The sequence below is a fragment of the Kribbella sp. CA-294648 genome, assembly GCF_050943845.1.
Classification (GTDB): domain Bacteria; phylum Actinomycetota; class Actinomycetes; order Propionibacteriales; family Kribbellaceae; genus Kribbella.
On the sequence record NZ_CP191981.1, the window covers coordinates 3,757,658 to 3,783,871 of the forward strand.

The 26,214-nt window shown below is 68.1% G+C and carries 24 protein-coding genes; 19 read left to right on the plus strand and 5 right to left on the minus strand.

Annotation, left to right across the window (positions count from 1 at the left end; translation table 11 throughout):
- Window positions 1-82 precede the first annotated feature (82 nt).
- From rpsO to ACQPYM_RS17930, 10 genes are all read left to right on the plus strand, one after another.
- Window positions 83-355: a 30S ribosomal protein S15 gene (gene rpsO, locus ACQPYM_RS17885; protein ID WP_012920573.1), complete on the plus strand. Its 273-nt coding sequence runs from the start codon at window positions 83-85 to the stop codon at window positions 353-355.
- A 291-nt stretch (window positions 356-646) separates the two neighbouring features.
- Window positions 647-2,881, plus strand: a complete 2,235-nt coding sequence (locus tag ACQPYM_RS17890) for a polyribonucleotide nucleotidyltransferase (protein ID WP_433022028.1) — start codon at window positions 647-649, stop codon at window positions 2,879-2,881.
- Window positions 2,878-4,188: a M16 family metallopeptidase gene (locus ACQPYM_RS17895; RefSeq protein ID WP_433022030.1), complete on the plus strand. Its 1,311-nt coding sequence runs from the start codon at window positions 2,878-2,880 to the stop codon at window positions 4,186-4,188. The genes ACQPYM_RS17890 and ACQPYM_RS17895 overlap by 4 nt, the downstream gene beginning before the upstream one ends.
- A 597-nt stretch (window positions 4,189-4,785) precedes the next feature.
- Entirely contained in the window at window positions 4,786-6,513 is a 1,728-nt protein-coding gene (locus ACQPYM_RS17900) for an ATP-binding cassette domain-containing protein (protein ID WP_433022031.1), read from the plus strand.
- 263 nt (window positions 6,514-6,776) lie between these two features.
- On the plus strand, window positions 6,777-7,616 hold the full coding sequence (locus ACQPYM_RS17905) for a phosphotransferase family protein (RefSeq protein WP_433023321.1): 840 nt from the start codon (window positions 6,777-6,779) through the stop codon (window positions 7,614-7,616).
- A 41-nt stretch (window positions 7,617-7,657) separates the two neighbouring features.
- A complete protein-coding gene (locus ACQPYM_RS17910; protein WP_433022033.1) occupies window positions 7,658-9,487 on the plus strand; it encodes a hypothetical protein in 1,830 nt (609 codons plus the stop codon).
- Window positions 9,488-9,552: 65 nt separating this feature from the next.
- On the plus strand, window positions 9,553-10,299 hold the full coding sequence (gene dapB / locus ACQPYM_RS17915; protein WP_433022035.1) for a 4-hydroxy-tetrahydrodipicolinate reductase: 747 nt from the start codon (window positions 9,553-9,555) through the stop codon (window positions 10,297-10,299).
- 2 nt (window positions 10,300-10,301) lie between these two features.
- Entirely contained in the window at window positions 10,302-10,754 is a 453-nt protein-coding gene (locus tag ACQPYM_RS17920) for a hypothetical protein (RefSeq protein WP_433022037.1), read from the plus strand.
- A 158-nt stretch (window positions 10,755-10,912) separates the two neighbouring features.
- Entirely contained in the window at window positions 10,913-13,453 is a 2,541-nt protein-coding gene (locus ACQPYM_RS17925; RefSeq protein WP_433022039.1) for an ATP-binding protein, read from the plus strand.
- A gap of 161 nt (window positions 13,454-13,614) precedes the next feature.
- Window positions 13,615-15,222, plus strand: coding sequence for a hypothetical protein (locus ACQPYM_RS17930; RefSeq protein WP_433022041.1), 1,608 nt, complete (start codon window positions 13,615-13,617; stop codon window positions 15,220-15,222).
- Window positions 15,223-15,650: 428 nt separating this feature from the next.
- Here ACQPYM_RS17930 and ACQPYM_RS17935 read toward each other — a convergent pair whose 3' ends face one another.
- Window positions 15,651-17,363, minus strand: coding sequence for an alpha/beta hydrolase (locus ACQPYM_RS17935; RefSeq protein WP_433022043.1), 1,713 nt, complete (start codon window positions 17,361-17,363; stop codon window positions 15,651-15,653).
- A gap of 103 nt (window positions 17,364-17,466) precedes the next feature.
- Window positions 17,467-18,111: a TetR/AcrR family transcriptional regulator gene (locus tag ACQPYM_RS17940; RefSeq protein ID WP_433022045.1), complete on the minus strand. Its 645-nt coding sequence runs from the start codon at window positions 18,109-18,111 to the stop codon at window positions 17,467-17,469.
- A 55-nt stretch (window positions 18,112-18,166) separates the two neighbouring features.
- Here ACQPYM_RS17940 and ACQPYM_RS17945 point away from each other — a divergent pair, with 55 nt between their 5' ends.
- The 4 genes from ACQPYM_RS17945 (at window position 18,167) to ACQPYM_RS17960 (ending at window position 20,287) form a co-directional block, all read left to right on the plus strand.
- Window positions 18,167-18,460, plus strand: coding sequence for a hypothetical protein (locus tag ACQPYM_RS17945; RefSeq protein ID WP_433022047.1), 294 nt, complete (start codon window positions 18,167-18,169; stop codon window positions 18,458-18,460).
- An 85-nt stretch (window positions 18,461-18,545) separates the two neighbouring features.
- Window positions 18,546-19,097 (plus strand): DinB family protein, encoded by a 552-nt coding sequence (locus ACQPYM_RS17950; protein ID WP_433022049.1) that lies wholly within the window; start codon window positions 18,546-18,548, stop codon window positions 19,095-19,097.
- Window positions 19,094-19,531, plus strand: coding sequence for a VOC family protein (locus ACQPYM_RS17955; RefSeq protein ID WP_433022051.1), 438 nt, complete (start codon window positions 19,094-19,096; stop codon window positions 19,529-19,531). The genes ACQPYM_RS17950 and ACQPYM_RS17955 overlap by 4 nt, the downstream gene beginning before the upstream one ends.
- Window positions 19,532-19,591: 60 nt before the next feature.
- On the plus strand, window positions 19,592-20,287 hold the full coding sequence (locus tag ACQPYM_RS17960) for a DsbA family oxidoreductase (protein ID WP_433022053.1): 696 nt from the start codon (window positions 19,592-19,594) through the stop codon (window positions 20,285-20,287).
- On the opposite strand, the gene ACQPYM_RS17965 is transcribed toward ACQPYM_RS17960, so the two are convergent.
- Complete coding sequence (locus ACQPYM_RS17965; RefSeq protein ID WP_433022055.1) at window positions 20,284-20,670, minus strand: cupin domain-containing protein; 387 nt, start codon at window positions 20,668-20,670, stop codon at window positions 20,284-20,286. The genes ACQPYM_RS17960 and ACQPYM_RS17965 overlap by 4 nt on opposite strands.
- A gap of 52 nt (window positions 20,671-20,722) precedes the next feature.
- On the opposite strand from ACQPYM_RS17965, the gene ACQPYM_RS17970 reads away from it, so the two are divergent.
- Window positions 20,723-21,691, plus strand: a complete 969-nt coding sequence (locus ACQPYM_RS17970) for a helix-turn-helix domain-containing protein (RefSeq protein ID WP_433022057.1) — start codon at window positions 20,723-20,725, stop codon at window positions 21,689-21,691.
- Here ACQPYM_RS17970 and ACQPYM_RS17975 read toward each other — a convergent pair.
- Both ACQPYM_RS17975 and ACQPYM_RS17980 read right to left on the minus strand, forming a co-directional pair.
- Window positions 21,678-22,292 (minus strand): GNAT family N-acetyltransferase, encoded by a 615-nt coding sequence (locus tag ACQPYM_RS17975; protein ID WP_433022059.1) that lies wholly within the window; start codon window positions 22,290-22,292, stop codon window positions 21,678-21,680. The genes ACQPYM_RS17970 and ACQPYM_RS17975 overlap by 14 nt on opposite strands.
- Window positions 22,293-22,378: 86 nt before the next feature.
- A complete protein-coding gene (locus ACQPYM_RS17980) occupies window positions 22,379-23,596 on the minus strand; it encodes a DUF418 domain-containing protein (RefSeq protein ID WP_433022061.1) in 1,218 nt (405 codons plus the stop codon).
- Window positions 23,597-23,774: 178 nt separating this feature from the next.
- Here ACQPYM_RS17980 and paaA point away from each other — a divergent pair, with 178 nt between their 5' ends.
- Genes paaA through paaD form a run of 4 tightly spaced genes read left to right on the plus strand, consistent with a single transcriptional unit; the run spans window position 23,775 to window position 26,213 of the window.
- Window positions 23,775-24,704 carry a 1,2-phenylacetyl-CoA epoxidase subunit PaaA gene (paaA, locus tag ACQPYM_RS17985; protein ID WP_433022063.1) on the plus strand — a complete coding sequence of 310 codons (930 nt, stop codon included), beginning with the start codon at window positions 23,775-23,777 and terminating at the stop codon, window positions 24,702-24,704.
- A complete protein-coding gene (paaB, locus tag ACQPYM_RS17990) occupies window positions 24,701-25,003 on the plus strand; it encodes a 1,2-phenylacetyl-CoA epoxidase subunit PaaB (RefSeq protein ID WP_433022065.1) in 303 nt (100 codons plus the stop codon). The genes paaA and paaB overlap by 4 nt, the downstream gene beginning before the upstream one ends.
- Window positions 25,000-25,740 (plus strand): 1,2-phenylacetyl-CoA epoxidase subunit PaaC, encoded by a 741-nt coding sequence (paaC, locus tag ACQPYM_RS17995; RefSeq protein WP_433022067.1) that lies wholly within the window; start codon window positions 25,000-25,002, stop codon window positions 25,738-25,740. Before paaB ends, paaC begins: the two co-directional genes overlap by 4 nt.
- Entirely contained in the window at window positions 25,737-26,213 is a 477-nt protein-coding gene (paaD, locus tag ACQPYM_RS18000) for a 1,2-phenylacetyl-CoA epoxidase subunit PaaD (RefSeq protein ID WP_433022069.1), read from the plus strand. The genes paaC and paaD overlap by 4 nt, the downstream gene beginning before the upstream one ends.
- The last annotated feature ends 1 nt before the right edge of the window (window position 26,214 follow it).

A 26,214-nucleotide genomic window follows, 5' to 3' on the forward strand; every position in this document is an offset into this window, starting at 1 on the left:
CCGTCTGAACGGCCGCGGATCGAGAGTGCCCGGGTGACAAAAGCCCCGGTGCGCCGCGCAACGGACATCGAGAGGATCACACGTGTCGTCAGCCAATCCTGAGGCGAAGAAGAAGATCATCGGCGAGTACGCCCTGACCGAGGGCGACACCGGTTCTCCCGAGGTCCAGGTCGCGCTCCTCACGCACCGTATCGCGGACCTGACCGAGCACCTGAAGGAGCACAAGCACGACCACCACAGCCGTCGTGGCCTGCTCCTCCTGGTCGGTCAGCGCCGCCGGCTGCTGAACTACCTGGCGAAGAAGGACATCAACCGCTACCGGTCCCTGATCGAGCGGCTCGGCCTTCGCCGTTGACGTCGTGAGAAGCGGCCACCGCGTTCTTGGTGGCCGCTTCTCGCGTATCCACGGCCGGGCATGAAAACGCCGGTCCGTGGCACAACTGAATAATCAACGACAACGAGACGACGCGATACGCGTACCGGGCCGACGACCGGTCCTCGGTAGTGGCTTTCGGGACAGCGCCCAGCACGACGGCGCGGCACCCGCGGGCCTCGATCGAAGACCGGCACCCCCGGAGGAACTCGCGCCTCACAGTCGTCTCAAGTGAGAGAGGGGTATCCCGTGTCGGGATCCACAAACGCGCCCATGGAGGGCGCAGAATTCGCTGAAGCCGTCATCGACAACGGCAGCTTCGGCACCCGCACCATCCGCTTCGAGACGGGCCGTCTGGCCCAGCAGGCCGCCGGCTCCGCCGCCGCCTACCTCGACGGCGACACGATGGTGCTCTCGGCCACCACGGCCAGCAAGAAGCCCAAGGACCAGTTCGACTTCTTCCCGTTGACGGTGGACGTCGAGGAGCGGATGTACGCCGCCGGTCGCATCCCGGGCTCGTTCTTCCGTCGCGAAGGCCGTCCTTCCGAGGAAGCCATCCTGACCTGCCGGCTGATCGACCGCCCGCTGCGGCCGTCGTTCGTCTCCGGCCTGCGTAACGAGATCCAGGTCGTCATCACGGTCCTGGCGCTCAACCCGGACAAGCTGTACGACGTACTGGCGATCAACGCCGCGTCGATGTCCACCCAGATCGCCGGGCTGCCGTTCTCGGGCCCGATCGGCGCCACCCGCGTCGCCCTGATCGACAAGCAGTGGGTCGCCTTCCCGACGCACACCGAGCTCGAGGACGCCGTCTTCGACATGGTGGTCGCCGGTCGTGTCACCGACACCGGTGACGTCGCGATCATGATGGTCGAGGCCGAGTCCACCCCGGGCACCTTCGACGCCGTTGCCGCCGGCAAGCAGGCGCCGACCGAGGAGATCGTGGCCGAGGGCCTCGAGGCCTCCAAGGCGTTCATCAAGACGCTGGTCGAGGCGCAGTCGGAGCTGGCGGCCAAGGCCTCCAAGCCGACCGCCGAGTTCCCGGTCTTCCCGGACTACCAGGACGACGCGTTCGCCGCCGTCGAGGCTGCCGCGACCGAGGAGCTGACCCAGGCCCTCACGATCACCGGCAAGCACGACCGCGAAGAGGCCACCGAGGCAGTCAAGGCCGCGGTCGTCGCCAAGCTGGCCGAGTCCTTCGAGGGGCGCGAGAAGGAGCTGTCCGCAGCCTTCCGCTCGCTCACCAAGAAGCTGGTCCGCAACCGCGTGCTGAAGGACAAGGTCCGGATGGACGGCCGCGGTCTGGCCGACATCCGCCCGCTCAAGGCGCAGGTCAAGGTGCTCCCGAGGGTGCACGGTTCGGCCATCTTCGAGCGCGGCGAGACCCAGATCATGGGTGTCACCACGCTGAACATGCTCCGGATGGAGCAGCAGCTCGACACGCTCTCCCCGGAGACGCGCAAGCGCTACATGCACAACTACAACTTCCCGCCGTACTCGACCGGTGAGACCGGCCGGGTGGGTTCGCCCAAGCGTCGCGAGATCGGTCACGGCGCGCTCGCCGAGCGGGCCCTGGTGCCGGTGCTGCCGTCGCGCGAGGACTTCCCGTACGCGCTGCGTCAGGTCTCCGAGGCGCTCGGCTCGAACGGCTCCACCTCGATGGGCTCGGTCTGCGCCTCGACGCTGTCCCTGCTCTCGGCCGGTGTGCCGCTGAAGGCTCCCGTCGCCGGGATCGCGATGGGCCTCATCTCCGGTGAGGTCGACGGCAAGACCGAGTACGTCGCGCTGACCGACATCCTCGGTGCCGAGGACGCGTTCGGCGACATGGACTTCAAGGTCGCCGGTACCAAGGACTTCGTCACGGCGCTGCAGCTGGACACGAAGCTCGACGGCATCCCGGCCAGCGTGCTGGCCGGCGCGCTGACCCAGGCCAAGGAAGCCCGCCTGACCATCCTCGACGTGATGGCCAAGGCCATCGACGCCCCGGGTGAGATGAGCGAGTTCGCCCCGCGGGTCATCTCGGTCAAGGTCCCGGTGGACAAGATCGGAGAGGTCATCGGCCCGAAGGGCAAGATGATCAACCAGATCACCGACGAGACCGGCGCCGACATCTCCATCGAGGACGACGGCACGGTGTACATCGGTGCGACCGACGGCCCCTCGGCCGACGCGGCGCGCGCGATGATCAACGCGATCGCCAACCCGACCATGCCGGAGAAGGGCGAGCGTTACCTGGGTACGGTCGTGAAGACGACCAACTTCGGTGCGTTCATCTCCCTGCTCCCCGGCAAGGACGGTCTGCTGCACATCTCGAAGCTGCGCGGCCTGGCCGGTGGCAAGCGGGTCGAGGCCGTCGAGGACATCCTGTCCGTCGGCCAGAAGCTCCAGGTCGAGATCGCCGAGATCGACGACCGCGGCAAACTGTCGCTGATCCCGGTCCTGGACGAGGACGCCAAGGCCGCTGACGCGGACAAGGCCGATGACGCAGAGGTCGCTCCCGCCGAGTGACACGTGCCATCACCAGCACGCTGCTGAGCCCGGAGGAGGGCGGTCCGGTCAAACGGACCGTCCTGCCCTCCGGGCTTCGCGTGCTCTCCCAGTCCGTACCGGGCTTCCGCTCGGTCACTTTCGGCGTGTGGGTCGGCGTCGGTTCGCGGGACGAACCGGTCCACCTGTCCGGTGCCACGCACTTCCTCGAACACCTGCTGTTCAAGGGCACCGAGCGTCGCGACGCGCTGGAGATCTCGGCGTCCCTGGACGCCGTCGGTGGCGAGATGAACGCGTTCACCGGCAAGGAGTACACCTGCTACTACGCCCGCGTGCTCGACTCCGACCTTCCGCTGGCCGTCGACGTGATCTGCGACATGATCACCTCCGCGACGCTCACCGAGGAGGACATCGAGAGCGAACGGGACGTGATCGACGAAGAGATCGCGATGCACGCCGACGAGACGTCGGACCACATCCACGACCTGTTCGCCGAGCAACTGTGGGGCAACACCCCACTCGGCCGCTCGATCACCGGTACGCCGGAATCGGTGGCCGGCCTGACCCCGCGCCAGGTCCGCGGCTGGTACCGGCGCCGCTACCTGCCGGCCAACATCGTCGTCTCGGTCGCCGGCAACGTCGAGCACTCCGACGTGGTTCGCCTTGTCCGCAAGGCTTTTGAGCGCCACTGGGTCACCGCCGAGTCGGAGCCGGCACCGGTACGCCGGGGTTCGGCGCGCCGCGTAGCGACGTACGGGGGAGTGCAGGTGCACCACCGGGACGTTGAGCAGGCGCATCTTGTGCTCGGTATGCCTGGCTTGGTGCGCAGTGATGAGCGCCGGTACGCCGCTGGTGTGCTGCACGGGATTGTTGGCGGCGGGATGTCGTCGCGGTTGTTCCAGGAGGTGCGGGAGAAGCGCGGGCTGGCTTACTCGGTGTTCACCTTTGGTGCGGCGTACGCGGACTCCGGCATGGTCGGTGTGTATGCGGGCTGTCTGCCGAAGAAGGCGCCTGAGGTGCTCGAGGTGGTGCGGGCCGAGCTGGAGAACATTGCCAGCGGCAACATCACGCCTGATGAGTTGTTGCGGGGCAAGGGGCAGATGCGCGGGTCGGTCGTGATGGGCCTGGAGGACACGGGCGCCAAGATGACGCGGATCGCCAAGGCCGAACTGGTGTACGGCGAACTGCCGACGGTCGACCAGATCCTGAGCCGCATCGACGCAGTCACCCTCGACGACGTCACCACCCTGGCCGCCGAGCTCTACGCCGGCGCCCAAACCCTGACAGCCATGGGCCCCTTCACCGACAAGTCCCTCTTCACCGTCTGACCGCACGCACTTCCCCACGCCGGCGCTCCGCTCGCTCCTGCGTCGCTCACTATGCGCTGGCTCCCACCCACCCCCGAGGCGCGGGCTCCTACGTCGCCCACTTGGTGAAAGCGGTGTGGTTGGCTGGCCCGCCCTGTCGCGGAGGCGGGCGTGGGATGGGTGGTGGCGCGGGTCGGTGTCCTGCGTGAGGTACTCGCCCACGCTGGCGCTCCGCTCGCTCCTGCGTCGCTCACTATGCGCAGGCTCCCGCCCACCCCGGGGCGTGGGCTCCTCCGTCGCCCTCTTGGTGAGGGCAGGGGTTGGCGGGCCAGTCCTGTTGCGAGAAGCGGGCGCGGATGGGTGATGCCGCGGGTGGTTGCCGAGGTCCGTCCTGTCGCGGGGCGGGCGTGGGAGAGGTGCCATGGGTCAGTGTCCTGCGCGAAGTACTCGCCACGCTTTCGCCCCGATGCTGTGAGCCTTCCCTTGCTAGGCTTTTGCCTGTTGCGTCATAGCGCTATCTGCCTCTGGGTTCCACTCTGAACGGGATCTCATCGCATTTGCGGCCGACGTATCTCACCCCGGTGAGATGTCGCCTGCCCTTCTGCGAAAGAGGATCTCGTGCTGGATTCCGTTCGTACTTCGATCGAGTCGATCCGCGACGCCGCCAGGTTCACTCCCGGCTGGCTCGTCTCCTGCTCCCTGCTCGTGCTGGCACAATCGCTGCTCCCGGCAGTCCAGGTCATCCTGCTGGAGAGCTTGGTCGAGCGCATCGCCGACGACCCGTGGGTGCCGCTGATTGGTCTGACCATCGTGGTCGGACTGATGTTCCCGCTCGGTCAGGTCGGATTGGCCGCGATGCAGCGGATGGCGATGCGTCTGCGGCTTCGCTATCGCACGGACCTCGCGTACGCCGCCGCGCGGCTGAGTCCGAGCCAGCTGGCACGCCCCGACGTGACAACAGCTCTGGAAGCCAGTCAGACGGCGACTGCTGCCATGGACGACGTCGCCGGGAAGACGTTGCGCGTGCTGGGCGCGGGGATCACGTCAGCCATGCTCTGCGTGGTGATCTGGGCGATCAACCCGTGGTCTGGCCTGCTGGTCGTCGCTGCGCTGGTCCCGACCGTGCTCGCCTTCACCGCTGTGTCGCGCGCCGAGGCCAAGGGCTGGCCGAAGTTCGCGGTCTTCGAGCGCCGTGCCAACTACGCCACCGAACAACTAGTGCAGCAACGCCCTGGTACGGAACTCTCCGTCCTCGGCTCAGGCGACAAAGTCGCGGCGCTGGTCGCCTCGCTGCGTGGCGACGCGATGCGCATCGTCGACAAGCTGACGCGGACGGCCATGCTGATGGAGTTGGTCGCCGCCTGTGGGACAGCGCTGCTCTTCGGCGGAGCCTTGGTCACACTCGTGCTCGGTGGAGCTAGCGGTGCGGGAGCGGCCGCGGCGGTCGCGGGAACGATCTCCGGACTGAACGCGATCCGCCTGTGCGGCTACGCGTTCGGCTCGATCGTCACGACGACTCCGCAAGCGATGATCTATCGCCGCTTCCTGGCGAGCATCCCACCGGCACCGAAGCAGCAGGTCATCCGCAACGTGGGGTCGGTGCGCCTCGAACACGTCAGCTACAGCTATCCCGGTGCGGCCGAGGCGGCCCTCACCGATGTTTCGATCCGGGCCGAGCGAGGCGAGATGATCGCGCTGGTCGGGGTCAACGGTGCCGGTAAGACGACCGCGATCAACACGCTCATCGGCCTGCTGACGCCCACCGAGGGGCGAGTCCTGATCGACGGCGAGGTGATCTCGGCAGGGGATCGGCTTGGGTACTGCGGGCTGCTGGTGCAGGAGTTCGGGAAGTTCGAGTTCACCCTGGGCGATGTTGTCCGGCTCGGGTCGCCGGCGGACGGCGTACCGGATGAGGACGTGCGGCAGGCGCTCGCGTCTGCCGAAGCCGCGGGGTTCACGAGCCGGATGAAGTTGGACACCCAGCTCGGGCAGCAGTGGGGCGGAGTAGGCATCTCTGGCGGTCAGTGGCAACGGCTCGCGCTCGCGCGCATCTACCTGCGCGACGCGGGAATCTGGATCCTCGACGAACCCACCTCGGCGATCGATGCGGAGGCAGAACGGCAGATCTTCGCAGAACTCAGCCGGACCCGCCGCGACCGGATCACCATCGTGGTTTCGCACCGGGCGTGGACCCTGCGCGAGATGGACCGGATCTACGTCATCGACGGGGGACGGGTGGTCCAGGAGGGACGCTACGAGGAACTGCTCGCAGTACCGGAGGGCCGATTCGCCCGCATCTTCGAGGGACAGGCCGGAGAAAATAGTGTGCCGAGGGACAGGAGGTAGTCGCCGTTGCGGGCTCGGCTCAGGCGGCGGAGGGCTGCTGGCGGCTGTGGAACAGGCAGTACATCCTGTCGTTCGGCACACAATCCGCCGCTCCGAGGCGGGTAGCCTCGGCAAGCGTGGAGAGTGTGGGGTGGTTGGAGGAGGGGTCGGCGGAGGCGGTTGGGGCTGCGCTGGGGGAGGTTGCGCCTGCGTTGGCGGGTCTTCCGATCGTGGTTCGTGAGTTGCCTGGTGAGGACGATCCCTTGTGGTGGTCGGGCAGCGCTGTGGTTGGCGGGCGCTTTGTGGTGAAGTTTGCGTGGTCGCGTCCTGCCGCGCTTCGGGTGGCACATGAGGTGGCCATCTTGGCCGCGTTGGGGCGTGCGCGGGTTCCGTTCCTGCCGGAGGTTGTTGCTAGCAGCACCGATCCGGTGCTCTTGGTGACCAGGTTGGTGCCGGGCGAGGCGTTGTTCGATGTCGTCGGTTCGGTCGATCGGGACGATGTGGGGCGGCAGCTCGCCGAGTTTGTCGCTGCGTTGCATCGGCCGGCGACGCGGGAGCGGGTCGAGTCCGTCATGGGTGGGCTTCCCCCGGCGTCGTTGCAGCCTGTCTCGACTGACGTGTTGCGTGAGCGGTTTGTGCAGTGGGCTCGTCCGGATCAGCGATCGGCCGTACTGCGGTGGTGCGACTGGGCGGACGAAGTCCTGGCGGCGCCGCGGCCGGGTGTGTTGGCGCATGCGGATCTGCATGGCGGCAATCAGGTGTGGGAAGGCGGGCAGCTTCGCGTGGTGGTTGATTTCGAGACGGCTGGGCTTGCTGAGGCGGAGTACGACCTGCGTTGCTTCCCGGGAACGGGTCCGGGCGTCGAGTTGCTGACTGCCACGCTTCGCCACTACCAGGAGATCACCGGCGGCGAGCTGTCGGCTGAGCGGGTGATGGCCTGGCATCTGCGTACGGCTCTTGGTGATGCATTGTGGCGTAGTGAGGCTGGGGTCCCGCTGCCGGATCATCGGACCCCGGCCTGCTGGGTGGACGACCTCGCCGGCCGATTCACCGCACTGGGTATCGACCCCGACGCACCCCACCTCGGCAGTGTGAAGGCGGATCCAGCGCAACCGATCAAGTGACGGGCTGCCGGCGCTCGGCGTCCGCGGACTAGGGTTCTCCAGTGAGTTCCGAAGTGATTGCCGAGAGCGCTGAGCGGGTCACGTTGCGTGTTCGTGGGGTGCTTTGGGGTGTGGTTGGTGTTGCGTGTGTGGTGATGGCGGTGTGGGTGGCTGCTGTTGCGCGGACTGTTGGGCATGGGTTCGACACCACTGACGAGGGGTATTACCTGCTGTCCTACACCTGGTGGGACAGCAATCCTCTGGCGTTGACCGGGATGCAGTACGTCTACGGTCCGATCTTTGAGTTCCTGCGGCACGACATTGTCAGTCTTCGGCTGTTCCGGCTCGGGACGGTAGTGGTCGGGCATGCGTTCTTCGGCTGGAGCTTCATGCGGTGGCTGCGGGTGCGCCGCCCTGACGCGCCGCAAACCAAGCTGTGGGAGGTCGCCGGGATCGCCGTGATCGTGGCGGCGGGCGGGATGATGTACAGCTGGCTGCCGATGAGTCCGGGGTACAACGATGTCATCCTGCTCGGTTCGCTCAGTGTGGTCTCATGTGTGCTCTGGGCCGCGACCGCGATCGAGAAGGATCGCAAGCCGCCGATCTGGGCGTTCCTCCTCGCCGGCGGGCTGATCACCGTGATGGTGTTTACCAAGTGGTCGTCGGCGGCGGTGCTTGCGCTGATCGTCGCCGCGGCGGTGGTTGTGCTCACTGCGCAGGGTTCCCAAGCAGTTGCCCGAGGCATCTTCTGGGCCTTGGTGGGCGCGACCGGGGTGGCCGTGGCCGTGCACCTCCTGGTGGTGCCGTTGACGGAAGCGATTCCCGGCATCCTCGCGGTCAACCGCTTCATCGCCGGCACCTCCTACGCCCCGGCCGACCTGGTGGAGATGTACCTGACCACAGCCGGCAAGCTCGCCGGCGAGACGATCAAGCAGCACTTTCTGCTGCTCATCGCGGCGGGTTTTGCCGTTGTCGCCCGCCAGCCCGTACTACGAACCGGCGCGTGGTTGCTCACCGCGGCAGCCCTCGCCTTGTCGATCTACCGCACCTTCACCGAGGGCGGGCTCGACGGCGGCGCGATCAACAACGGCAAGTACCAGGTGCCCCTCATGGCCGCAGTGCTGGTCGCTGTCATCACCACCGTCGTCGCCCTGATCACCCGGCAATGGTCGCCTGGCAAGGAGAACGCGCGGGCGTGGGTCATCCTCGGCCTGCTCACCGTGCTGCCGTTCATGCAGGCGTTCGGGACAAACACCGCGATCTACATGAACGGCTTCAACGCGTTCGCCGTCTGGGCCGCGGTGATGATCGCCGTCCTGACGAGCATCGACAAGGCGCCAGCGGTCGCCCGTACGACGACTGCGCTGGCGAGCGTCGGCGCGCTCGTCGCCGTCGCGGCGATCACGTACAGCGGCCTGACCGTCAACCCCTACCGATCCCCACCGCTCCGCGACCTGACCACGGCGACGGGGATCGAGCCGCTCAGCGACCTCAAGCTGACCCGGGAGACGGCCGACGAATACCGAGCGCTTGACACCTTGCTGAAGCCGTACACGACGCCGTCCGGGCGTCCGATCATCGCCTTCGACAAGATGGCCGGCATCATCTTGATGCTCGGCGGCCGGCCGTTCGGCGAAGCCTGGGTGGCGCCGAAGGAACGTCAACGGACCGCGGCGGGCATCACGGAAGTCTGTTCGACCAAGGAGCCCTGGCCGGGCAACCGTCCGCCGCTGCTGTTCTTCAACCGCCGGGTCACCCCCTTGGAGATCGACACGCTCCGCAGCTGCGGGCTGGACTTCAAGGCCGACTACAAGTTGATCGCCCCGCCGGCCAGCACGATGAACCTGCAGATCTACGTCCCGACCGCCGAACTGACCACGCAGACTCCCTGACAGCAAGCCCCGCGAGGCCCAGTGAGATCCTTGGCAAGACCGGTGTGCGCTAGGGAAGGGTACGGATGATCAAGGTTGCGGTGCTGGGTGCCAAGGGGAAGATGGGCGCTCAGACGTGCCAGGCCGTGGAGGCCGCCGATGACCTGGAGCTGGTCGCCGCGATCGACCAGGGCGACGAGCTGTCCGAGCTGACCGCCTCCGGCGCCGAGGTGGTGGTCGACTTCACCCGGCCCGAGGTCGTGATGGACAACCTTGCCTGGTGCATCGAGCACGGCATCCACGCCGTCGTGGGCACCACCGGCTTCACCGAGGAGCGGCTGGCCACGCTGCGTACGCAACTCGAGGCGAGCGCCGGGACCGGCGTACTGATCGCCGCCAACTTCTCCATCGGTGCGGTGCTGATGATGCAGTTCGCCGCCAAGGCCGCGCCGTACTACGAATCGGTCGAGATCATCGAGTTGCACCACCCCGACAAGGTCGACGCACCCTCCGGTACTGCGCAGCGCACCGCCCAGCTGATCGCGGAAGCCCGCCGGGAGGCCGGATCCGGTCCGATCCCGGACGCCACCAGCACCGGCGTCGAGGGTGCTCGCGGTGCTGACATCGACGGCATCCGCGTGCACGGAGTCCGGGCACGCGGTCTGGTCGCGCACCAGGAGGTCCTGTTCGGCGATGTCGGCGAGACTCTGACGATCCGGCACGACTCGATGCATCGCGAGTCGTTCATGGCCGGCGTGCTGCTCGGCGTACGGAAGATCGTGGCGACCCCCGGCCTGACGGTCGGGCTGGAGCACTTCCTGGACCTCGGCTGAAGATGTCTGCGCTGGTGAAGCCGAAGGGCACAGTCGCCGTGATCGCGGTGGTCTTCGTCGCGTACGCCGGGCTGCTCGGCTGGCGCGGCGTCCTGCTGATCGGCACGGGTGACCCGGTCGCGGTGGGGCTCGGGATCGCGGTCCTGGTGATCCCGATCGTCGGGCTTTACCTGGTCTGGCGCGAGGTCCAGTTCGGTCGGCAGACCGAGGTGCTCGCCCGAGAGCTGGCCGCGTCGGGCGGGCTGCCTGTCGACGATCTGCCCAGGCGGCCGTCGGGGCGGATCGACCGAGCCGCGGCGGACGCGGCCTTCGCGAAGTACAAGGGCGAGGCCGAGGCGGCGCCGGACGACTGGCGGGTCTGGTTCCGGCTGTCGACCGCGTACGACGCGGCCGGTGACCGCAAACGAGCCCGCTCTTCGATGCGCACGGCAATCGCCCACCACGCCGGCCGGTGAGCCGGGAGCCGACGCCGGCCGCTGGTCCGGGAACCGCTGAGCCGGAGCCGGAGCCGGGAGCCGGTGAGGCGGTGAGCCGGGAGTTTCCTGGGAGTTGGCTGGGAACGGACTACATCGCCTGACAACCCGGTGCGGAACGGGATACCTTCGGGGTGTGCGTGGCAACCGCCACGGACGAGGTCGGAGACTGGGTGGGCCGTCCTTTGCCTTCAGACGGGTCTCGCCGCGGCTCGGACGACGCCCAGGCAACGGGTTTCGGCGATCTGCTCCGGCGGCACCGGCGCGAGGCCGGACTGTCGCAGGAGGGACTGGCGGAGCTCGCCGGCGTGAGCGTCGACGCCATCGCGGCGCTGGAGCGAGGTCGCCGACGAGCGCCCAGACCACACACGCTGAGGCTGCTCGGAGACGCTCTCCACCTCGGCGCGCCCGAGCGCGCACAGCTCACCGCCGCCGCTCGCCGGGACGGCGACGCCGGATCCGCGGCGGCGATGCGGGCCGTTCCCGTCCCTGCCAACGAGCTCGTCGGCCGCGCGGACGAGCTGGCCATGGCCGCCCGGCTGGTCGGCGACCGAGTCGCCCGGCTGACGACTCTGAGCGGTCCCGGAGGCGTCGGGAAGACGCGGTTGATGCTGGGCGTCGCCGCGGCCGTTGCCCACCGTTTCGAGGACGGCGCCTGCTGGGTGCCGCTCGCCCCGGTCTCTGACAAAGCCGGAGTCGCTCCGGCGGTGGCGGCCTCCCTGGGCCTGCATCCGCTCGACGCGGGCCGGCTGGTCCAGGAGATCGCCGAGCACATCGGCCGGCGCACCCTGCTGCTCGTGGTCGACAACTGCGCGCATGTGGTCGGCGAGGTTGCGACGATCTGTGCGGCGCTGCTGGAGTCCTGCCCGAACCTGTCGATCCTCACCTCCAGTCGCGAACTCCTGCGCATCGGCGGCGAGAGCGTGTACGTCGTACCGCCGCTCGCTCTGCCGGATTCCGACGACGAGCTGGACGACTCGCCCGCGGTGAAGCTCTTCGTCGACCGGGCCACCGCGCGTGGCAACGCGCCGGCCGGGCAGCTCGATCAGGTCGCCCGCGTCGTCCGCCGGCTGGAGGGCATGCCGCTCGCGATCGAGCTGGCCGCCGCCCGCACGAACGTGCTGACCGTCGAAGAGCTCGCCACCGAACTGGAGACGTCGTTCGGCATCCTCGCCGGTGGCGCCAGCACCGCGAGTCCGCGGCAGCAGTCCCTGTACGGCGCGATCGAGTGGAGCCACGACCTGCTGACCCCGCCGGAGCGCGAACTGTTCGCGTTGCTGTCGGTCTTCGCCGGCGGCTGGACCCTGAACGCGGCGGCGTCGGTGCTGTCGGGTTCGGTGGTGCCCGGTCCGCTGGAGCGGGCGAGGGCGCTCGACCTGACCAGCCGGCTCGTCGACAAGTCGCTGATCCGGGTCAGCCGTGACCGCGGCATCGCGCGGTACGACATGCTCGCCGTGATCCGCGAGTTCGCCGCGGGTCAGCTGGCCGCGAGCGGCCGGGGCGAAGAGGCGGCACAGCATCATGCGGCGTTCTACATCGCGCTCGCGGAAGAGGCCGAGCATCACCTCCGCGGCGCCGACCAGGCCGAATGGCTCGACCGGCTCGACAGCGAGCTCGACAACCTCCGCGCCGCGATGGCGTGGTCGCTGCGATCCGGTACCGCGGGCGAGGCCGTCCGTCTCGCGGGTGAACTGTGGTTGTTCTGCTACCTCCGCGGCCACTACGCCGAGGGTGGCGAGTGGCTCGAACGCGCGCTGGCCCTGCGCGGCACGGCCGGCGTCGAGCCGCAGTACCGGGCGAAGGCGTTGCTCGGGGCGGGGATGCTGGCGTTCCTGCAATGCGAGTACGACGTGGCCACGACCCGGCTCGAGTCGGCGCTCGCGCAGTACAAGGAACTCGGGGACACAGCCGGTACTGCGCTGGTCATGCAGCGGCTCGGGGGAGTGGCCCGCGAGCGTGGCGACTACGTCACCGCCGAGAACCTGCACTGCCAGAGCTACGACCTGTTCGAGAGTCTCGGCGATCGGTCGGGGATGTCCTGGGCGCACAACCATCTCGGGTTCGTTGCCTGGTTGCGCGGGGATCTGGAGATCGCGGCTCGGCGCTGCCGCCGGGCGCGGGACAGCTTCCGGGTGCTCGGTGACGGCGAAGGGCTGGCCTGGTCGCTGATCAGCCTCGGCACGATCGCGCAGTACAGCGGAGAACTCACCGAGGCCGAGGACCTGCTGACCGAGAGTCTCGCGCTGTCGCAGCGGCTCGGGTATCGCGAAGGCGTCGCCTGGTCGCTCAACCAGTTGGGCATCGTCGAGCGCCGCCGCGGGTTCATCGATCGTGCGGTGCATCTGCTCGACGAGAGCCTCGCCGAGCATCGCGATCTCGGCGACCGCTGGCGCTCGGCGAGTGTGCTGGAAGAGTTGGCGACGGTCGCTCAGCAGCGCGACCGGACGGAGTACGCGGCCTTCTTGATCGGTGCCGCGGACGGGATCCGTGAGGTGATCGGCGCGCCGGTGCCCGAGGTCGAGAAGCCGGATCTGCTCGCGACGCGTCGTGCGATCGAGCAGACACTGGACCGGCGCGCCTTCCGCGCTGCCTGGTCCGCGGGGCGTGCGGCACCCCTGGCCGCGGTAGCCGACGGCTACCCAGGCACCGGCGGCACCCCGGACCGCTCCACCCACTTCTGACCGGCCACTCACCAAGCACCAGCTGCTTCGCCTCCAGAGCCGCCGCTGCGCCAACTCCGCCTGCTGCTGAGTCAGTCCCGCGACGCGCCGGTAAGCGCTTGCCAGGCGGCGCGAGCGGCCTCAGGATGGGCATTCTGATCCGCCCATCAGGAAGGTGCTCGATGACGACGTTCAGTAGGAGGAGTCTGCTCGGAGCCGGGGGAGTCGTGGCCGGGGGAGCGGCGTTGAACTCGCTCGGTATCAGCCAGGCGACCGGGAGCACCCCGAAGACCAGTGGCCTGTGGCAATCAAAACTGGTCAGGTACGACGCGAAGTACCGGCTCGTCTACACCGCCGACGCCGAGGGGAACCGCATCCCCGACTTCAGCCACGCCGGCTACAAGAACGGTGACAGCCCGATCCCGCACGTCCGGACGGTGAAGAGGGTCGAGCCGGTCAAGGGCGACAACACCGCGCACCTGCAGGCCGCGATCGACCAGGTCGGCCTGCGAACGCCGGACGCCACCGGCTTCCGCGGCGCCGTACTGCTTGCCCCAGGCAACTATCCGGTCGGCGGCACGCTGCGCGTCAACCGCTCGGGCGTCGTACTGCGCGGCTCCGGCGACGGCGCCGATCCGGCGCGGCACACCATCATCCAGGCGACGGGCAACACACCTGTCGCGCGGGACGTGATCGTGCTCGGCGGCGGGGGAGCGAACACCGGCTGGCGCGGCCAGGTGCCGGGCACCCGGACCGACATCACGAGTCAATGGGTCCAGGTGGGCTCGCGCTCGTTCGAAGTCGCCGACGCGAGTGCGCTCAAGCGAGGCGACAACATCATCGTGGTCCATCCGTGCACGGAGGCGTGGCTGGCTGCGGTCGACCATGGCGGTACGGCGACGGACGCAGGCTGGACCGTCGACAGTCAGCCGATCATCGCCAACCGCTACGTCCAGTCGATCCGCGGCAACACCGTCACCGTCGACGTACCGCTGTTCGATCACCTGCGACGGAATCTCTCCCAGTCCTACCTGTACGTCTGGGACCGCGCCGGCCTGGTGACCGGCGTCGGTGTCGAAAGTCTGCGGATCGACATCCAGTTCGCCGGTGATCCGGACCTGGATGAGGCGCACGCGTGGGTCGGGGTGAAGGTCCGTCAGGTCGAGGACGCCTGGGTGCGGGACAGCACGTTCCTGCACTTCGCCAAGGCCGGCGTGGAGACCTACGAGGCGACCCGCGTGACGGTGCGCAACTGCCGTGCCCTCGATCCGGCCTCGGTGATCACCGGGGGACTGCGCTACAACTTCAACTGCGAGGCGTTCTCCCAGCAGGTGCTGTTCGCGGACTGCCATGCCAGCAAGGCCCGGCACGCCTTCATCTCGAACGGAACGAGCAGCGCCTCGGGCATCGTCTTCCTGCGCGGTACTTCGGAAGGTGCCCTCGCGTCGAGTGAAGGACACCGGCGGTGGAGCCAAGGCCTGCTCTGGGACAACCACCGTGACATCGCGCCACAGGTCAACCTCGCGCTGGGCATCTACAACCGAGGCGACTACGGCACCGGCCATGGCTGGGCGACCGTGCATTCGGTCGGCTGGAACTGCGACACCGCAACGGCCAGGCTCGTCGTCCAGAAACCGCCGACAGCGCAGAACTACGCGATCGGCTGCCGCGGCGTGGTCACCGGAGACGGCCCGTTCAGCCAGCCGGCCGGCTACATCGAAGGTGCGAACCGGACCGGACTGTTCCCGCCGTCGCTGTACCAGGCGCAGTACCTGGACCGCCATCGCTGATCACGGCAAACTGCCGTTGATGACCACGGCAAACCGGTCCTGCAGACACGACAAAGCCTCGCGAGGCACCACGACCTGGGGGATCGAAGGTACCTCGCGAGGGATCTCGGAGCCGGGACGCTCATCGTTGAACGGGTCCCGGCCGGCTGTGTCTGTCTGACCCCCCAGGCAGTCCCCCCACCCCACAGCCGGCCGAAGCCCGTTCGGCGATGTGAGCCAAGCAGTGGGCCCTCCCCGCCACCCGCTTGGTTCTCCCGCGCTGACTCAAGGTTGCCGTGGTCACGCTCTGTCGCACAGGGACGCTACCCTGACATCGCCCTGACAAGTCGCGGGTGACAACGAAGGCCTGATCACAATCTCGCCGACCGTATTGGGGTGTTTGCTTTCCGTGCCGAATTCAAACAGTTCCTTCACCCCGAGACGGTACGTCAGTGAAGATATCCCGAGACTGCTTTGGTGAATCCGGTGATCCGCCGCAGTGGCGCGTCCTGCGGCTCGGATTCCGATTCCCCCAGCGACGGTGCCGGAATTCCCTCGCCCTTGCAGCTGAGGTCCTTGGCCGGGGCCACGCCGGTGGTGAGGAAGGTGTTGATGATCTTGTCCGCGCACTTGTTGACGCCACCGTAGATGCCGTGGTCGCCCTCGCCGGTGATGGTGAGCAGCCGCGATCCGGCGTACCGGCGGTGAGCCGAGGCGGCCAGCGAGACGTTGGTGGCCGGGTCGTGTTGCGACTGCACCATCAACGTGGTCGGCAAGCCTTTGCCGGTCGGCGTCGGCATGTCGAGGGCGGGCCGATCCCAGTACAAGCAGGGGTTCTCGTTCATGCCCCAGCCGAGCAGCGGGTACTTCGGTCCGAGGCGTGCGGCGAGCTGGTCGCCGTAGTCGCGCCCCTGTGGCCAGGGGGTGTCGTTGCAGGTGACCGCGGTGAAGGTGGCGTCATCGGCATCGTCGGCGAAGGCCCGGGCGATCGTCGGCAGCCCGACCGTACCGCGGGTCGCGCGCTGGACGAGCTGGTGCTGACGCGCGAGCGGCAAGGCGTCGACCTTGCGTTGCGCGGCCTTCGGTCCGCCGGCCGCTTGGGCGGCGGACAGTTCCCGGAGAAATGCGAGATCGAGGGCCAGTGACTGGAAATCCGCCTTTGTATACATATCGCTGGCGATCAGGTTGTCGAGCGTATTCTGGTCGTAGCTGAGCTGTACCGAGCCGTCCATGAACTCCTCGACGGCCGGCTTCCTTTTGAGTTCCCGGCGGAGCCGCTCATAGGTCCTGATCACCAAGCGTGGTGACGAACCCAGATGGAGCTGGTCGTCATACTTCGCGGCCCAGGGTGCGAAGTCCTCCCGGAAGCGGCGTTCGAACCCCTCCGGCTGAGCCTGGAAGGTGTCCGACCACGGCCGGGTGAAGTCGGTGTTCGAGTCGAGCACGAAACGGCCGACGTGGGCCGGGAAATAGGTCTGGTAGTAGGCGCCTAGCCAGGTGCCGCCCGAGTAGCCGACCCAGTCGATCTTGTCGTAGCCGAGCAACTGGCGGATCAGGTCGATGTCCTGGACGGTCTGCAGGGTGTTGACGTAGGGGAGCAGGCCGCGCGACTGCCGTTCGCAGTACGGCTTGGCGAGGTTGGAGGCCTCGGCGATCAGGTCGAGGTTGTCGCTGTCCCGGTCGCGCGCGTCCATGGTGAAGCCGGGGGCGCCTTTGCAGCTGACGTTGGTGCTGTCGCCGGTGCCCCGCGGGTCGAAGCCGACGAAGAGGTGGTTCTTGCCGATGCCGGGCTGGGAGGCCAGGTAGGGCGCCATACCCAGCCCTGGGCCGCCGGGACCGCCGGGGTTGCCGAACACGACCCGGCTGGGCTTGGTGTTGCCGACGGGAGTGACCTTGCTGACGGCGATCTCGATGTCGTTGCCGGCGTACTGGTTCGACCAGTCGCGGGGCGCGGCGATCTTGGCGCAGAAGGTGCGGTACTCCGGGTCGCCGCACTGTTTCCAGACCGGTTTCTGTTTCAGATACCGGTTGGCCACCTGGTTGGGTCCGCTCTGCACGGTCGCAGTACCGGCCTGGAGCGAGGCTGTCGCTCCCGAGCCCGGGATCGCGAACAGGGCGGTGGCGCTGATACCGAGGCCGGCGGCCAGGGTACGGAACTTCATACATCCTCCAACGGATGGCCAAGCGTGATCGGACCGTCGCAATCTGTCATGTCAGCAGTTCGCGGTCGAGCACCACCCCCGGCCCGGCGCCGATCTCTGGAGGCTAGGCCCTCTTATTTGGCTCGCAGAGCTGGGTTTCGAGGGTTTGCCGGGTCCAGGTCTCCCAGTCCGCCGGCGACCATCGGCGGTTGGCGACGAGCAGCAGGTACAGCTCGGGGCTGAGCAGGCCGAAGAGGAGGTCGGCGGCGCGGTCGACGGTGAGATCCGATCGGGCGCCCGGTTTGCCGAGGAGACTGGTGGCGGCCGCGGTCTGGACGGTGAGGCGGGGATCCTCCTGGTCGGGCCACAGTGCCGCGATCCCGGGGTCCGTCGCCGCGGCTGCCTCGAGGACCTTCATGATCGGGGCGACTCGCTCGAGGACTGCCCGCGTGGCGCTGATATGAAGCCGGAGGTGTTCGGCGGCCGTCGCTGCCTCCATCGCCTCGCGGAACCAGGCCCGGTCCATGGTCGCCACGGGCTGGTCGTCGCCCGCAATCGTGCGGTCGACCAGCTCCTTCAGGACCGTCTGCTTGTTGCCGAAGCTGTAGTAGATCGTCTGCACCGCGCAGCCGGCCTCGTCGGCGATGTCCTGCAACGCCGTTGCGCCATAGCCATCGCGCAGGAACAGCACTCCCGCCGCATCGAGGATGCGCGCGCGGGTCTGCCGCGCCTTCTCGGAGCGCCCGTCGACCTTCTTGACCGCCTTCATGGTTGTAGTGTACCTCTAGAGTCATTCACTAGAGTTCAACTACAAGGAGTTTGCGATGACGATTCTGCGCCTGACCCGCTTCACCCTCAAGCCGTCGGTCGAGCAGCCCGAGATGCTGAAGGTTCGCGCCGAGTTGATCGACGCCGTCCGCGCGACGTACCCGGGCCTGGTCGAAACCCGCCTGGCCAAGGCCGACGACAGCACCTGGCTCGACCTGTGGCGCTGGGAGTCGGACGAAGCCCTCCAAGCGGCAGTAGCCACGGCCCCGCAACTACCCCAGGCGCAAGCAGCCTTCGCCTTGGTAGCCGACGCCACCGTCGAACGCCTCGACCTGATCGAAGAACGCTGACAACCAGCTCACCGCGAGAGCCCGGCCGCCCTGCCGGGCCCCCGCAACCCCCTAGATGTCGGCGCCAGCCTCTAGGTTCCTTCGCATGAGCACTTGTGGCGAGTTGCTGATCGGACAGTTGGAGTTCTACTGGGACGTGCACCTACGCCCACGCCTCGACGGGCTGACGGACGAGGAGTACCTGTGGGAGCCGGCTCAGCCGAGTTGGACGGTGCATCGGGATGCCGCCGGCAGGGTGGTCGCCGACTACGGTGACGAGCCGTCGCCCCCGCCGGTGCCGACGATCGCCTGGCGACTGGTGCACATCGGCGTCGGCTGCTTCGCGACCCGGGTGAGCACCTTCTTCGACGACGCGGTCGACGCGCCGATGTTCGATCCACGCCACATCCCGTCAGACCTCCCCGGTACTGCGGACGCCGGCCTCGCCTTCCTCGACCACTGGTACGGCCGCTGGCACGACGCCATCCGGGCCCTCGACGACGATGGCCTGATGCGACCTCTCGGGCCGAACGGCGGCCCGTTCGCCGACGACTCGATGCTGGCCCTCATTACCCACCTCAACCGCGAAGTGATGCATCACGGCGCGGAGATCTGCCTGCTGCGCGACCTCTACCGTGCTGGGATGGTGACGAAATGACGGCCTTCGATCTTCATGTGGTTTTTGACTGTGCGGATCCTGATCGGGTTGCGGAGTTCTGGCGGGAGGCGCTCGGTGGGTACGACTATCCGATGCAGGTGCCGGACGGCTTCAGTAGTTGGCCGGAGTGGGCTGATGCGCAAGGGATTCCGGAGGAGCAGCGGCCGACCGGGCGGACGCTGGTCGACAAGGTGCGCGATCGGCCGGACATCTTCTTCCTCAAGGTGCCGGAGCCCAAGGCCGGTAAGAACCGGCTGCATCTGGACATCAAGGTGGCGCCGGGCCTCGGCGGTGACAGCCGGCGGGTGAAGGTCGAGGAGGAAGGGGAGCGGCTGATCGGGCTGGGCGCGACGGTCGCCCGGCGGGTCGACGAACCGGACGGCTTCCACCTGGTGATGCAGGATCCCGAGGGAAACGAGTTCTGCGTCGCCTGAACCGGACTGCAGTCCGGATCTGTGCTACGGTGGGTTTTCGTTGTGGTGAAGGGAAAACTCATGACTGTTGCTGTCGCGCCGGGGACCATCGTCGTGTTCTCGGACATCTGGTGCTCGTTTGCTCATCTTGCTGTCCACCGGCTGCACGCGACGCGGGCCCGGCTCGGGCTCGAAGGTGTGGTGGCATTCGATCACCACGCGTTCCCGCTGGAACTGCTGAACGGGCACAGCAGTCCACGGCCGGGGACCGACTCGGAGGTGTCGGCGATCGGCCGGCTCGATCCGGAGGCCGGGTGGAAGTTGTGGCAGGCGCCCGACTGGTCCTACCCGACGACCACGTTGCCGGCGCTCGAGGCGGTCCAGGCCGCCAAGGAGCAAGGGTTGGCAGTGAGCGAGGCGCTGGATCTCGCGTTGCGCAAGGCGTTCTGGCTGGACAGCCGGTGCATCAGCCTGCGTTCGGTGCTGCTGGACGTCGCGGCCGAGACGACCGTCGTCGACGTCGACCACCTGGCGGCTGCGCTGGACGACGGCCGCGCCCGGAAGTTGGTGATGGCCGACTTCGTCATCTCCCAGACCGACACCGTCCAGTGCAGCCCGCACTTGTTCCTGGCCGACGGCACGAACCAGGCGAACCCAGGTGTGGAGGTCCACTACACCGGCGACTACGGCACCGGCTTCCCGATCGCCACCGCCGACGATCCCTCCGTCTACGAGACCCTGCTGCTCCGCGCCGCCGGCTCGCTGCAGGCGGTCTAGAGATCCACGCCAGTGTGGGTCTGGATGTGGTCCGGCAGCGGATCGTGGGTGTCGCCGGTGGTCGGCGTACCGGCTGGGTCGATCACCACGATCTGCGCGCCGCCGTCGGAGAAGGGCCGGTGGTAGATGCCCTTCGGTACGACGAAGAGCGAGCCGGCCGGCAGTGAGACGACGCGCTCGTCGGGATCGCGGACGGCGATGCTGAGCTGACCTTCGAGGACCAGGAAGAGCTCGTCGGTGGTGTCGTGCACGTGCCAGATGTAGGAGCCCTTCACGTGTGTCACGCGGACGTCGTAGTCGTTGATCCGCGCGGCGATCCGCGGGCTCCAGAGCTCGTCGAAGGTGGACAGGGCGGCCCGCAGGTCGATCGGTTCGTTGGTCACCCGTCCAGGGTGACCGGCTGCGGGGATCGGGCGTGAGTGCTAGGAATAGCACATGTCGAAACAATCCTCGCATCGCGTCGCGGCGATCGTCGACGACGGCTCCAACCCGTTCGAGCTCGGCGTCGCGACCGAACTGTTCGGCCTGCGCCGCCCGGAGCTGGACCGCGAGTGGTACGACCTGGTCCTGTGTACGCCGGAGCCGGCGATCGGCATGCACTTCGGCTTCTTCACGCTGACCGGCGTCGCCGGGCTCGACCAGGTCGACACCGCGGACACCGTCATCGTGCCGAACCGGCCCGACCCCGAGACGACGGCCAAACCCGAAGTGCTCGACGCGGTACGCCGGGCTGCCGCGCGCGGCGCCAGGCTGGTGAGCTTCTGCACCGGAGCCTTCACCCTGGCGGCGGCCGGCGTACTCGATGGGCGGCGGGCAACCACGCATTGGCGCTGGGCCGGGCTCTTCAGTGCGATGTATCCGGAAGTGAAGCTGGAACCCGACGTCCTGTTCGTTGATGAAGGCAACGTTCTCACCGCGGCCGGAAGTGCGGCGGCGCTCGATCTCGGCCTGCACCTGATCCGCCGCGACCACGGCGCCGAGATCGCCAACGCCGTCAGCCGCCGGCTCGTCTACACCGCCCATCGCGACGGCGGCCAGCGTCAGTTCATCGATCAGCCGGTGCCAGTGGTTGCCGACACCTCACTGGCTCCGCTGCTCGCCTGGATTCGCGAGGAGCTGGCCAGCCCGCTGACCATCGCCGACATCGCGGATCACGCGGCGATGAGCCAGGCCACCCTGCATCGCCGCTTCCAGGCGGAACTCGGTACGACGCCGCTCGCCTGGCTGACCGCGGAGCGGGTCGCCCTGGCCTGCCGATTGCTGGAGGCCGGCGAGGTTCGCCTCGATGCGGTCGCACGCCAATGCGGTCTTGGTACGGCGACGAACCTGCGCCTCCAGCTCCGACGGCGTACCGGATTGACGCCGAGCGACTATCGCCGGCGGTTCGCCCTCAATCTTCCGTAGAAGGGTCCGTGTGCAAGCGGACCTGCTTGACCCGGACCGAGCCGTCGCCGTACAGGTCGAGCTCGCGGCTCGCGCCGTCGGCCGCCCAGCCGGCCTCGGTGTAGAAGGCGCGCAGTACGTCGTCCGTCGAGTTCACCCAGACGGTCACCCGGCTGAAGCCGTCGGCGCGGATCGTGTCGACGACCGCGTTCAGCAGCCGCGAACCGTGACCGGCGCGGGTCGCTTCGGGATCGACGGCGAGTTCGGCGATCACGGCGTCGTGGCGCGGATCGGAATCCGGGTCATCGGAGGCGGTGATCGCGGCAAAGCCGACCAGCGTCCGGCCGGCCAGCGCGACCATCACCCGGTTGCGGGCCTCGCCCGGAGCGATCAGCGCGGCCCGCCATTGCGCGGCGAACTGCGCCGGGTTCAGATCGGCGAGCACGTCCGCGGGCAGCAGGCCGTCGTACGAGCGGCGCCACGCGGCCACCTGGATCTCGCCGATCGCATCCGCCTCGGCCGGCAGCGCCAGCCGCACGCTCGACTCGGCGATCGGCTCGTCAGCGGCGCCCATCGCGGTCAGGCTTTCCGGTTCCGGTACGCCGAAGTCGTCGTGGTTCATGCCGCCATCCTTTCAAAGCCGATGACGAAGGCCTCCGGCAGGACACCCGTCGGGGGGTGCCCTGCCGGAGGAGGCTGGGGGAGTGGTCAGTAGGTGAGCTTCCGGAGCAGCGTTTCGGCCGGACCGCGGTACGAACGCTTCTTCATCTGGTAGGCCCCGATCACCGAGACCGTCCAGACCAGTACTGCGACACCTGCGGCGGTGAAGGCCGTGCTGCCGAGGCGGTCGCCGAGGTTCAGCGTGAAGGGCGCCAGCAGCACCAACCACGCGACCGACTGGAACAGGTACCCCGTCATCGATCGCTGGCCGAGCGCGGTGATCGCCTGCACCGGCAGGCCGAGTTCCGAGGGACGGCGGTTCGCGGTGAGCTTGCCGACCAGCAGGGCGAAGAGCGCGATGTACCCGGGGCCACCGAACTGCCCACTGACGTTCTGCAGGAAGGTCACCGACTCGAGAGCCGCAGCGTCGACGTGCAGCCAGCCGGCCGCGACCAGGGCGAGTGGCGTGCCACCGAGGACCGTGATGCTCATGCAGACGACGGCAACGCGAGTCAGCAATGCCTTGTGGGCGTTGGGGTTCTCCAGCAGTTGCCGGCGAGCGGCCCAGATGCCGAGCCAGACGATGACGGTGAAGCCGAGCACGGTCGCGGTGTGCGTCGGGTACTCCTGCAGCCGGTGAACCAGACTCGATGCGTAGCTGGTCGCGGCAAGTGACGGGTTCGGCCTGTTCTCGACCGGCTGGGCCGGACCCGAGCTGGTGAAGACCGCGAACAGGGCCATGCCGGCCAGCACGATGGTGTAGGCGAGTTGGGCTCCCCAGATCCACAGAACGATCTTGTGGAACCTGTCGCCTCGATTGAGCAGTACCAGCGTGCAGAGGATGCCGACCAATCCGTAGGCGCCGAGGAAGTCGCCGAAGTACAGGAACGTGGCGTGGGCGAGACCGAAGGCGACCAGCCAGGCGTTCCGCTTGAGCAGGATCCGCCGTACGCCCTTCGCGGTGGTGCCCGAGTTGCGCTGGCGGCGAGCGAGCTGGACCAGGCCGTAGCCGAACATCACCGCGAAGACCGGATAGGCCCTGGCGTCGACCAGGGTGATCTTGAGGAAGTTGAGCATCCGCTCGAGACCGTGCGGGCTGCCGTTCAGGCCGGGCTGGCCGGCGAAGGCGTAGTTGGCGGCGTTGGCCAGGCCGATCAGCAGCAGCATTCCACCGCGGATCAGGTCCGGCGCCAGTGCGCGCTCGGTACCGGTGACCGGCCCGCGGTGGTCGGCGGCCGCTGGTGGCGAAATGCTGAGCTGGGTCACGGGAGTTGTCCTTTTCAGAAACTGTGGAGGGGTTGAGCTGTTGTCCTCAATCCTGCGCGGGCAACTGGGTGCGGTCCCAGCGGCCTGAACCCCCTTTCCCGGTGGTTCCAGCACCACCTTGTGACACTTGTCGTCGAATCGGCAGACGAAGTGTCACAAGTCGGCTATGCTCGGAATCATGGACAGCTTCCAGGCGACGATCGACGCCGACGGCCGGATCGAGCCGCGCGACGCGATGCCCGAGGGGTACCGCAAGACCCTGATCCGGCAGATCGCGCAGCACGCGCACTCCGAGATCATCGGCATGCAGCCCGAGGGCAACTGGATCAGCCGGGCGCCGTCACTGCGCCGCAAGGCGATCCTGATGGCGAAGGTCCAGGACGAGGCCGGCCACGGCCTCTACCTGTACGCCGCGGCCGAGACGCTCGGCGTGGACCGCGCCGACCTGCTCGACCTGCTGCACAGCGGCCGGCAGAAGTACTCCAGCATCTTCAACTACCCGACGCTGACCTGGGCCGACATCGGCGCGATCGGCTGGCTGGTCGACGGCGCCGCGATCGTCAACCAGGTGCCGCTGTGCCGCTGCTCGTACGGGCCGTACGCGCGGGCGATGGTCCGGGTCTGCAAGGAGGAGTCGTTCCACCAGCGGCAGGGGTTCGAGATCCTGCACACGCTGTGCAACGGCACCGACGCGCAGAAGGCGATGGCGCAGGACGCGCTGGACCGCTGGTGGTGGCCGAGCCTGATGATGTTCGGCCCGCCGGACGCCAGCTCGACCCATTCGGAGCAGTCGATGGCGTGGGGGATCAAGCGGCACAGCAACGACGAGCTGCGGCAGCGCTTCGTCGACATGACCGTGCCGCAGGCCGACGTGCTCGGCCTCCGGGTGCCGGACGACGGGCTGCGCTACGACCAGGCGACCGGGCACTACAGCTTCACCCAGCCGGACTTCAGCGAGCTCTACGAAGTTGTCAAGGGCAACGGTCCGTGCAACAAGCAGCGGCTGGCGCACCGGGTGAAGGCGCACGAGGACGGCGCCTGGGTCCGCGAGGCGGCCGCGGCGTACGCGGAGAAGCAGGCCAAGAAGTTGCAGGGGAGTGCGGCATGACGGAAGACGTGAAGCGCTCGCCGATCGAGCCGCTCTGGGAGGTGTTCGTGCGCTCCCGTCGGGGGCTCTCGCACGTGCACGTGGGAAGCCTGCACGCGCCGGACGCGACGATGGCGCTGCGCAACGCCCGCGACGTCTACACCCGGCGGCAGGAAGGCGTCTCGATCTGGGTCGTGCCGGCCACCGACATCACCGCGTCCAGCCCGGACGAGAAGGACGAGTTCTTCGACCCCGCGGCCGACAAGGTCTACCGGCACCCGACCTTCTACCAGGTCCCGGAAGGCGTCGAGCACCTGTGAGTGATCTCGTCAGCTACGCGCTCCGGCTCGGCGACGACGCGCTGATCGCGGCGCAGCGGACCGCCGAGTGGATCGCGGCCGCGCCCCAGCTCGAGGAAGACGTTGCCCTGGGCAACATCGCCCTGGATCAGCTCGGCCAGGCCCGCTCACTGCTCCAGTACGCCGGTGAGGTCGAGGGTGCGGGCCGCTCCGAGGACGACCTGGCCTACTTCCGCGACGAGCGCGAGTTCCTCAATCTCCAGCTGTGCGAGCTGCCCAACGGCGATTTCGCCCAGAGCATCGCCAAGCTCCTGTACTTCGCGACGTACCAGCACCTGCTCTACGAAGAGCTGCGTGGCTGCGCCGACGAGACCCTGGCGGGAGTGGCCGGCAAGGCGGTGAAGGAGGTCGCGTACCACGTCGACCACGCGACCCAGTGGGTGCTGCGACTCGGTGACGGGACCGAGGAGAGCCACCGCCGGATGCAGGCCGGCCTCGACGCGATGTGGCCGTACACGGCGGAGATGTTCGCCTCCGACGCGTTGGTGCAACGGCTCGAGGTCGCTGTCGATCCGTCGAGCTTCGAAGAGGAGTGGCTGCGCCGGGTCACCCAGGTGATCGACGAGTCGACCTGCGAGCGGCCGACGTCGGCGTACCAGCACAGCGGTGGCCGGGACGGCCGTCATACCGAGCACTTCGGCTATCTGCTCGCCGAGCTGCAGCACATCGCGCGCGCCCACCCAGGAGCGTCGTGGTGAGTGACACCGCGATCTTCGAGGCAGTCGGCGAGGTCGCGGATCCCGAAGTACCGGTCCTGACGATCGCGGATCTCGGCGTCCTGCGCGGCGTCCGGCACGAGGGCGACGAGGTGGTCGTCACGATCACCCCGACGTACTCCGGCTGTCCTGCGATGGACCTGATCAAGCACGAGGTCGAGCTCACGCTGGACTCGCTCCATCTCAAAGGCCGGGTCGAGACGGTGTTGTCCCCGGCCTGGACGACGGACTGGATGAGCGACGAGGGCAAGGCCAAGCTGACGGAGTACGGGATCGCGCCGCCGACGGGTCGTCGCGCGGTCGGTGGGCCGGTGTCGGTGAGCCTGACGCTGCGGTGCCCGCTGTGCGGGTCGCCGGACACCTCGGAGCTGAGCCGCTTCGGTTCCACCTCCTGCAAATCGCTCTGGCGCTGCAACAGCTGCCGTGAGCCTTTCGATCACTTCAAGGCGATCTGAC

Coding starts and splice junctions, on each gene's coding strand:
- ACQPYM_RS17890 (WP_433022028.1), top strand. CDS start 647: ATGGAGGGCGCAGAATTCGCTGAAGCCGTCATCGACAACGGCAGCTTC.
- dapB (WP_433022035.1), top strand. CDS start 9,553: ATGATCAAGGTTGCGGTGCTGGGTGCCAAGGGGAAGATGGGCGCTCAG.
- ACQPYM_RS17920 (WP_433022037.1), top strand. CDS start 10,302: ATGTCTGCGCTGGTGAAGCCGAAGGGCACAGTCGCCGTGATCGCGGTG.
- ACQPYM_RS17930 (WP_433022041.1), top strand. CDS start 13,615: ATGACGACGTTCAGTAGGAGGAGTCTGCTCGGAGCCGGGGGAGTCGTG.
- ACQPYM_RS17935 (WP_433022043.1), bottom strand. CDS start 17,363: ATGAAGTTCCGTACCCTGGCCGCCGGCCTCGGTATCAGCGCCACCGCC.
- ACQPYM_RS17940 (WP_433022045.1), bottom strand. CDS start 18,111: ATGAAGGCGGTCAAGAAGGTCGACGGGCGCTCCGAGAAGGCGCGGCAG.
- ACQPYM_RS17945 (WP_433022047.1), top strand. CDS start 18,167: ATGACGATTCTGCGCCTGACCCGCTTCACCCTCAAGCCGTCGGTCGAG.
- ACQPYM_RS17950 (WP_433022049.1), top strand. CDS start 18,546: ATGAGCACTTGTGGCGAGTTGCTGATCGGACAGTTGGAGTTCTACTGG.
- ACQPYM_RS17955 (WP_433022051.1), top strand. CDS start 19,094: ATGACGGCCTTCGATCTTCATGTGGTTTTTGACTGTGCGGATCCTGAT.
- ACQPYM_RS17960 (WP_433022053.1), top strand. CDS start 19,592: ATGACTGTTGCTGTCGCGCCGGGGACCATCGTCGTGTTCTCGGACATC.
- ACQPYM_RS17970 (WP_433022057.1), top strand. CDS start 20,723: ATGTCGAAACAATCCTCGCATCGCGTCGCGGCGATCGTCGACGACGGC.
- ACQPYM_RS17975 (WP_433022059.1), bottom strand. CDS start 22,292: ATGAACCACGACGACTTCGGCGTACCGGAACCGGAAAGCCTGACCGCG.
- paaA (WP_433022063.1), top strand. CDS start 23,775: ATGGACAGCTTCCAGGCGACGATCGACGCCGACGGCCGGATCGAGCCG.
- paaB (WP_433022065.1), top strand. CDS start 24,701: ATGACGGAAGACGTGAAGCGCTCGCCGATCGAGCCGCTCTGGGAGGTG.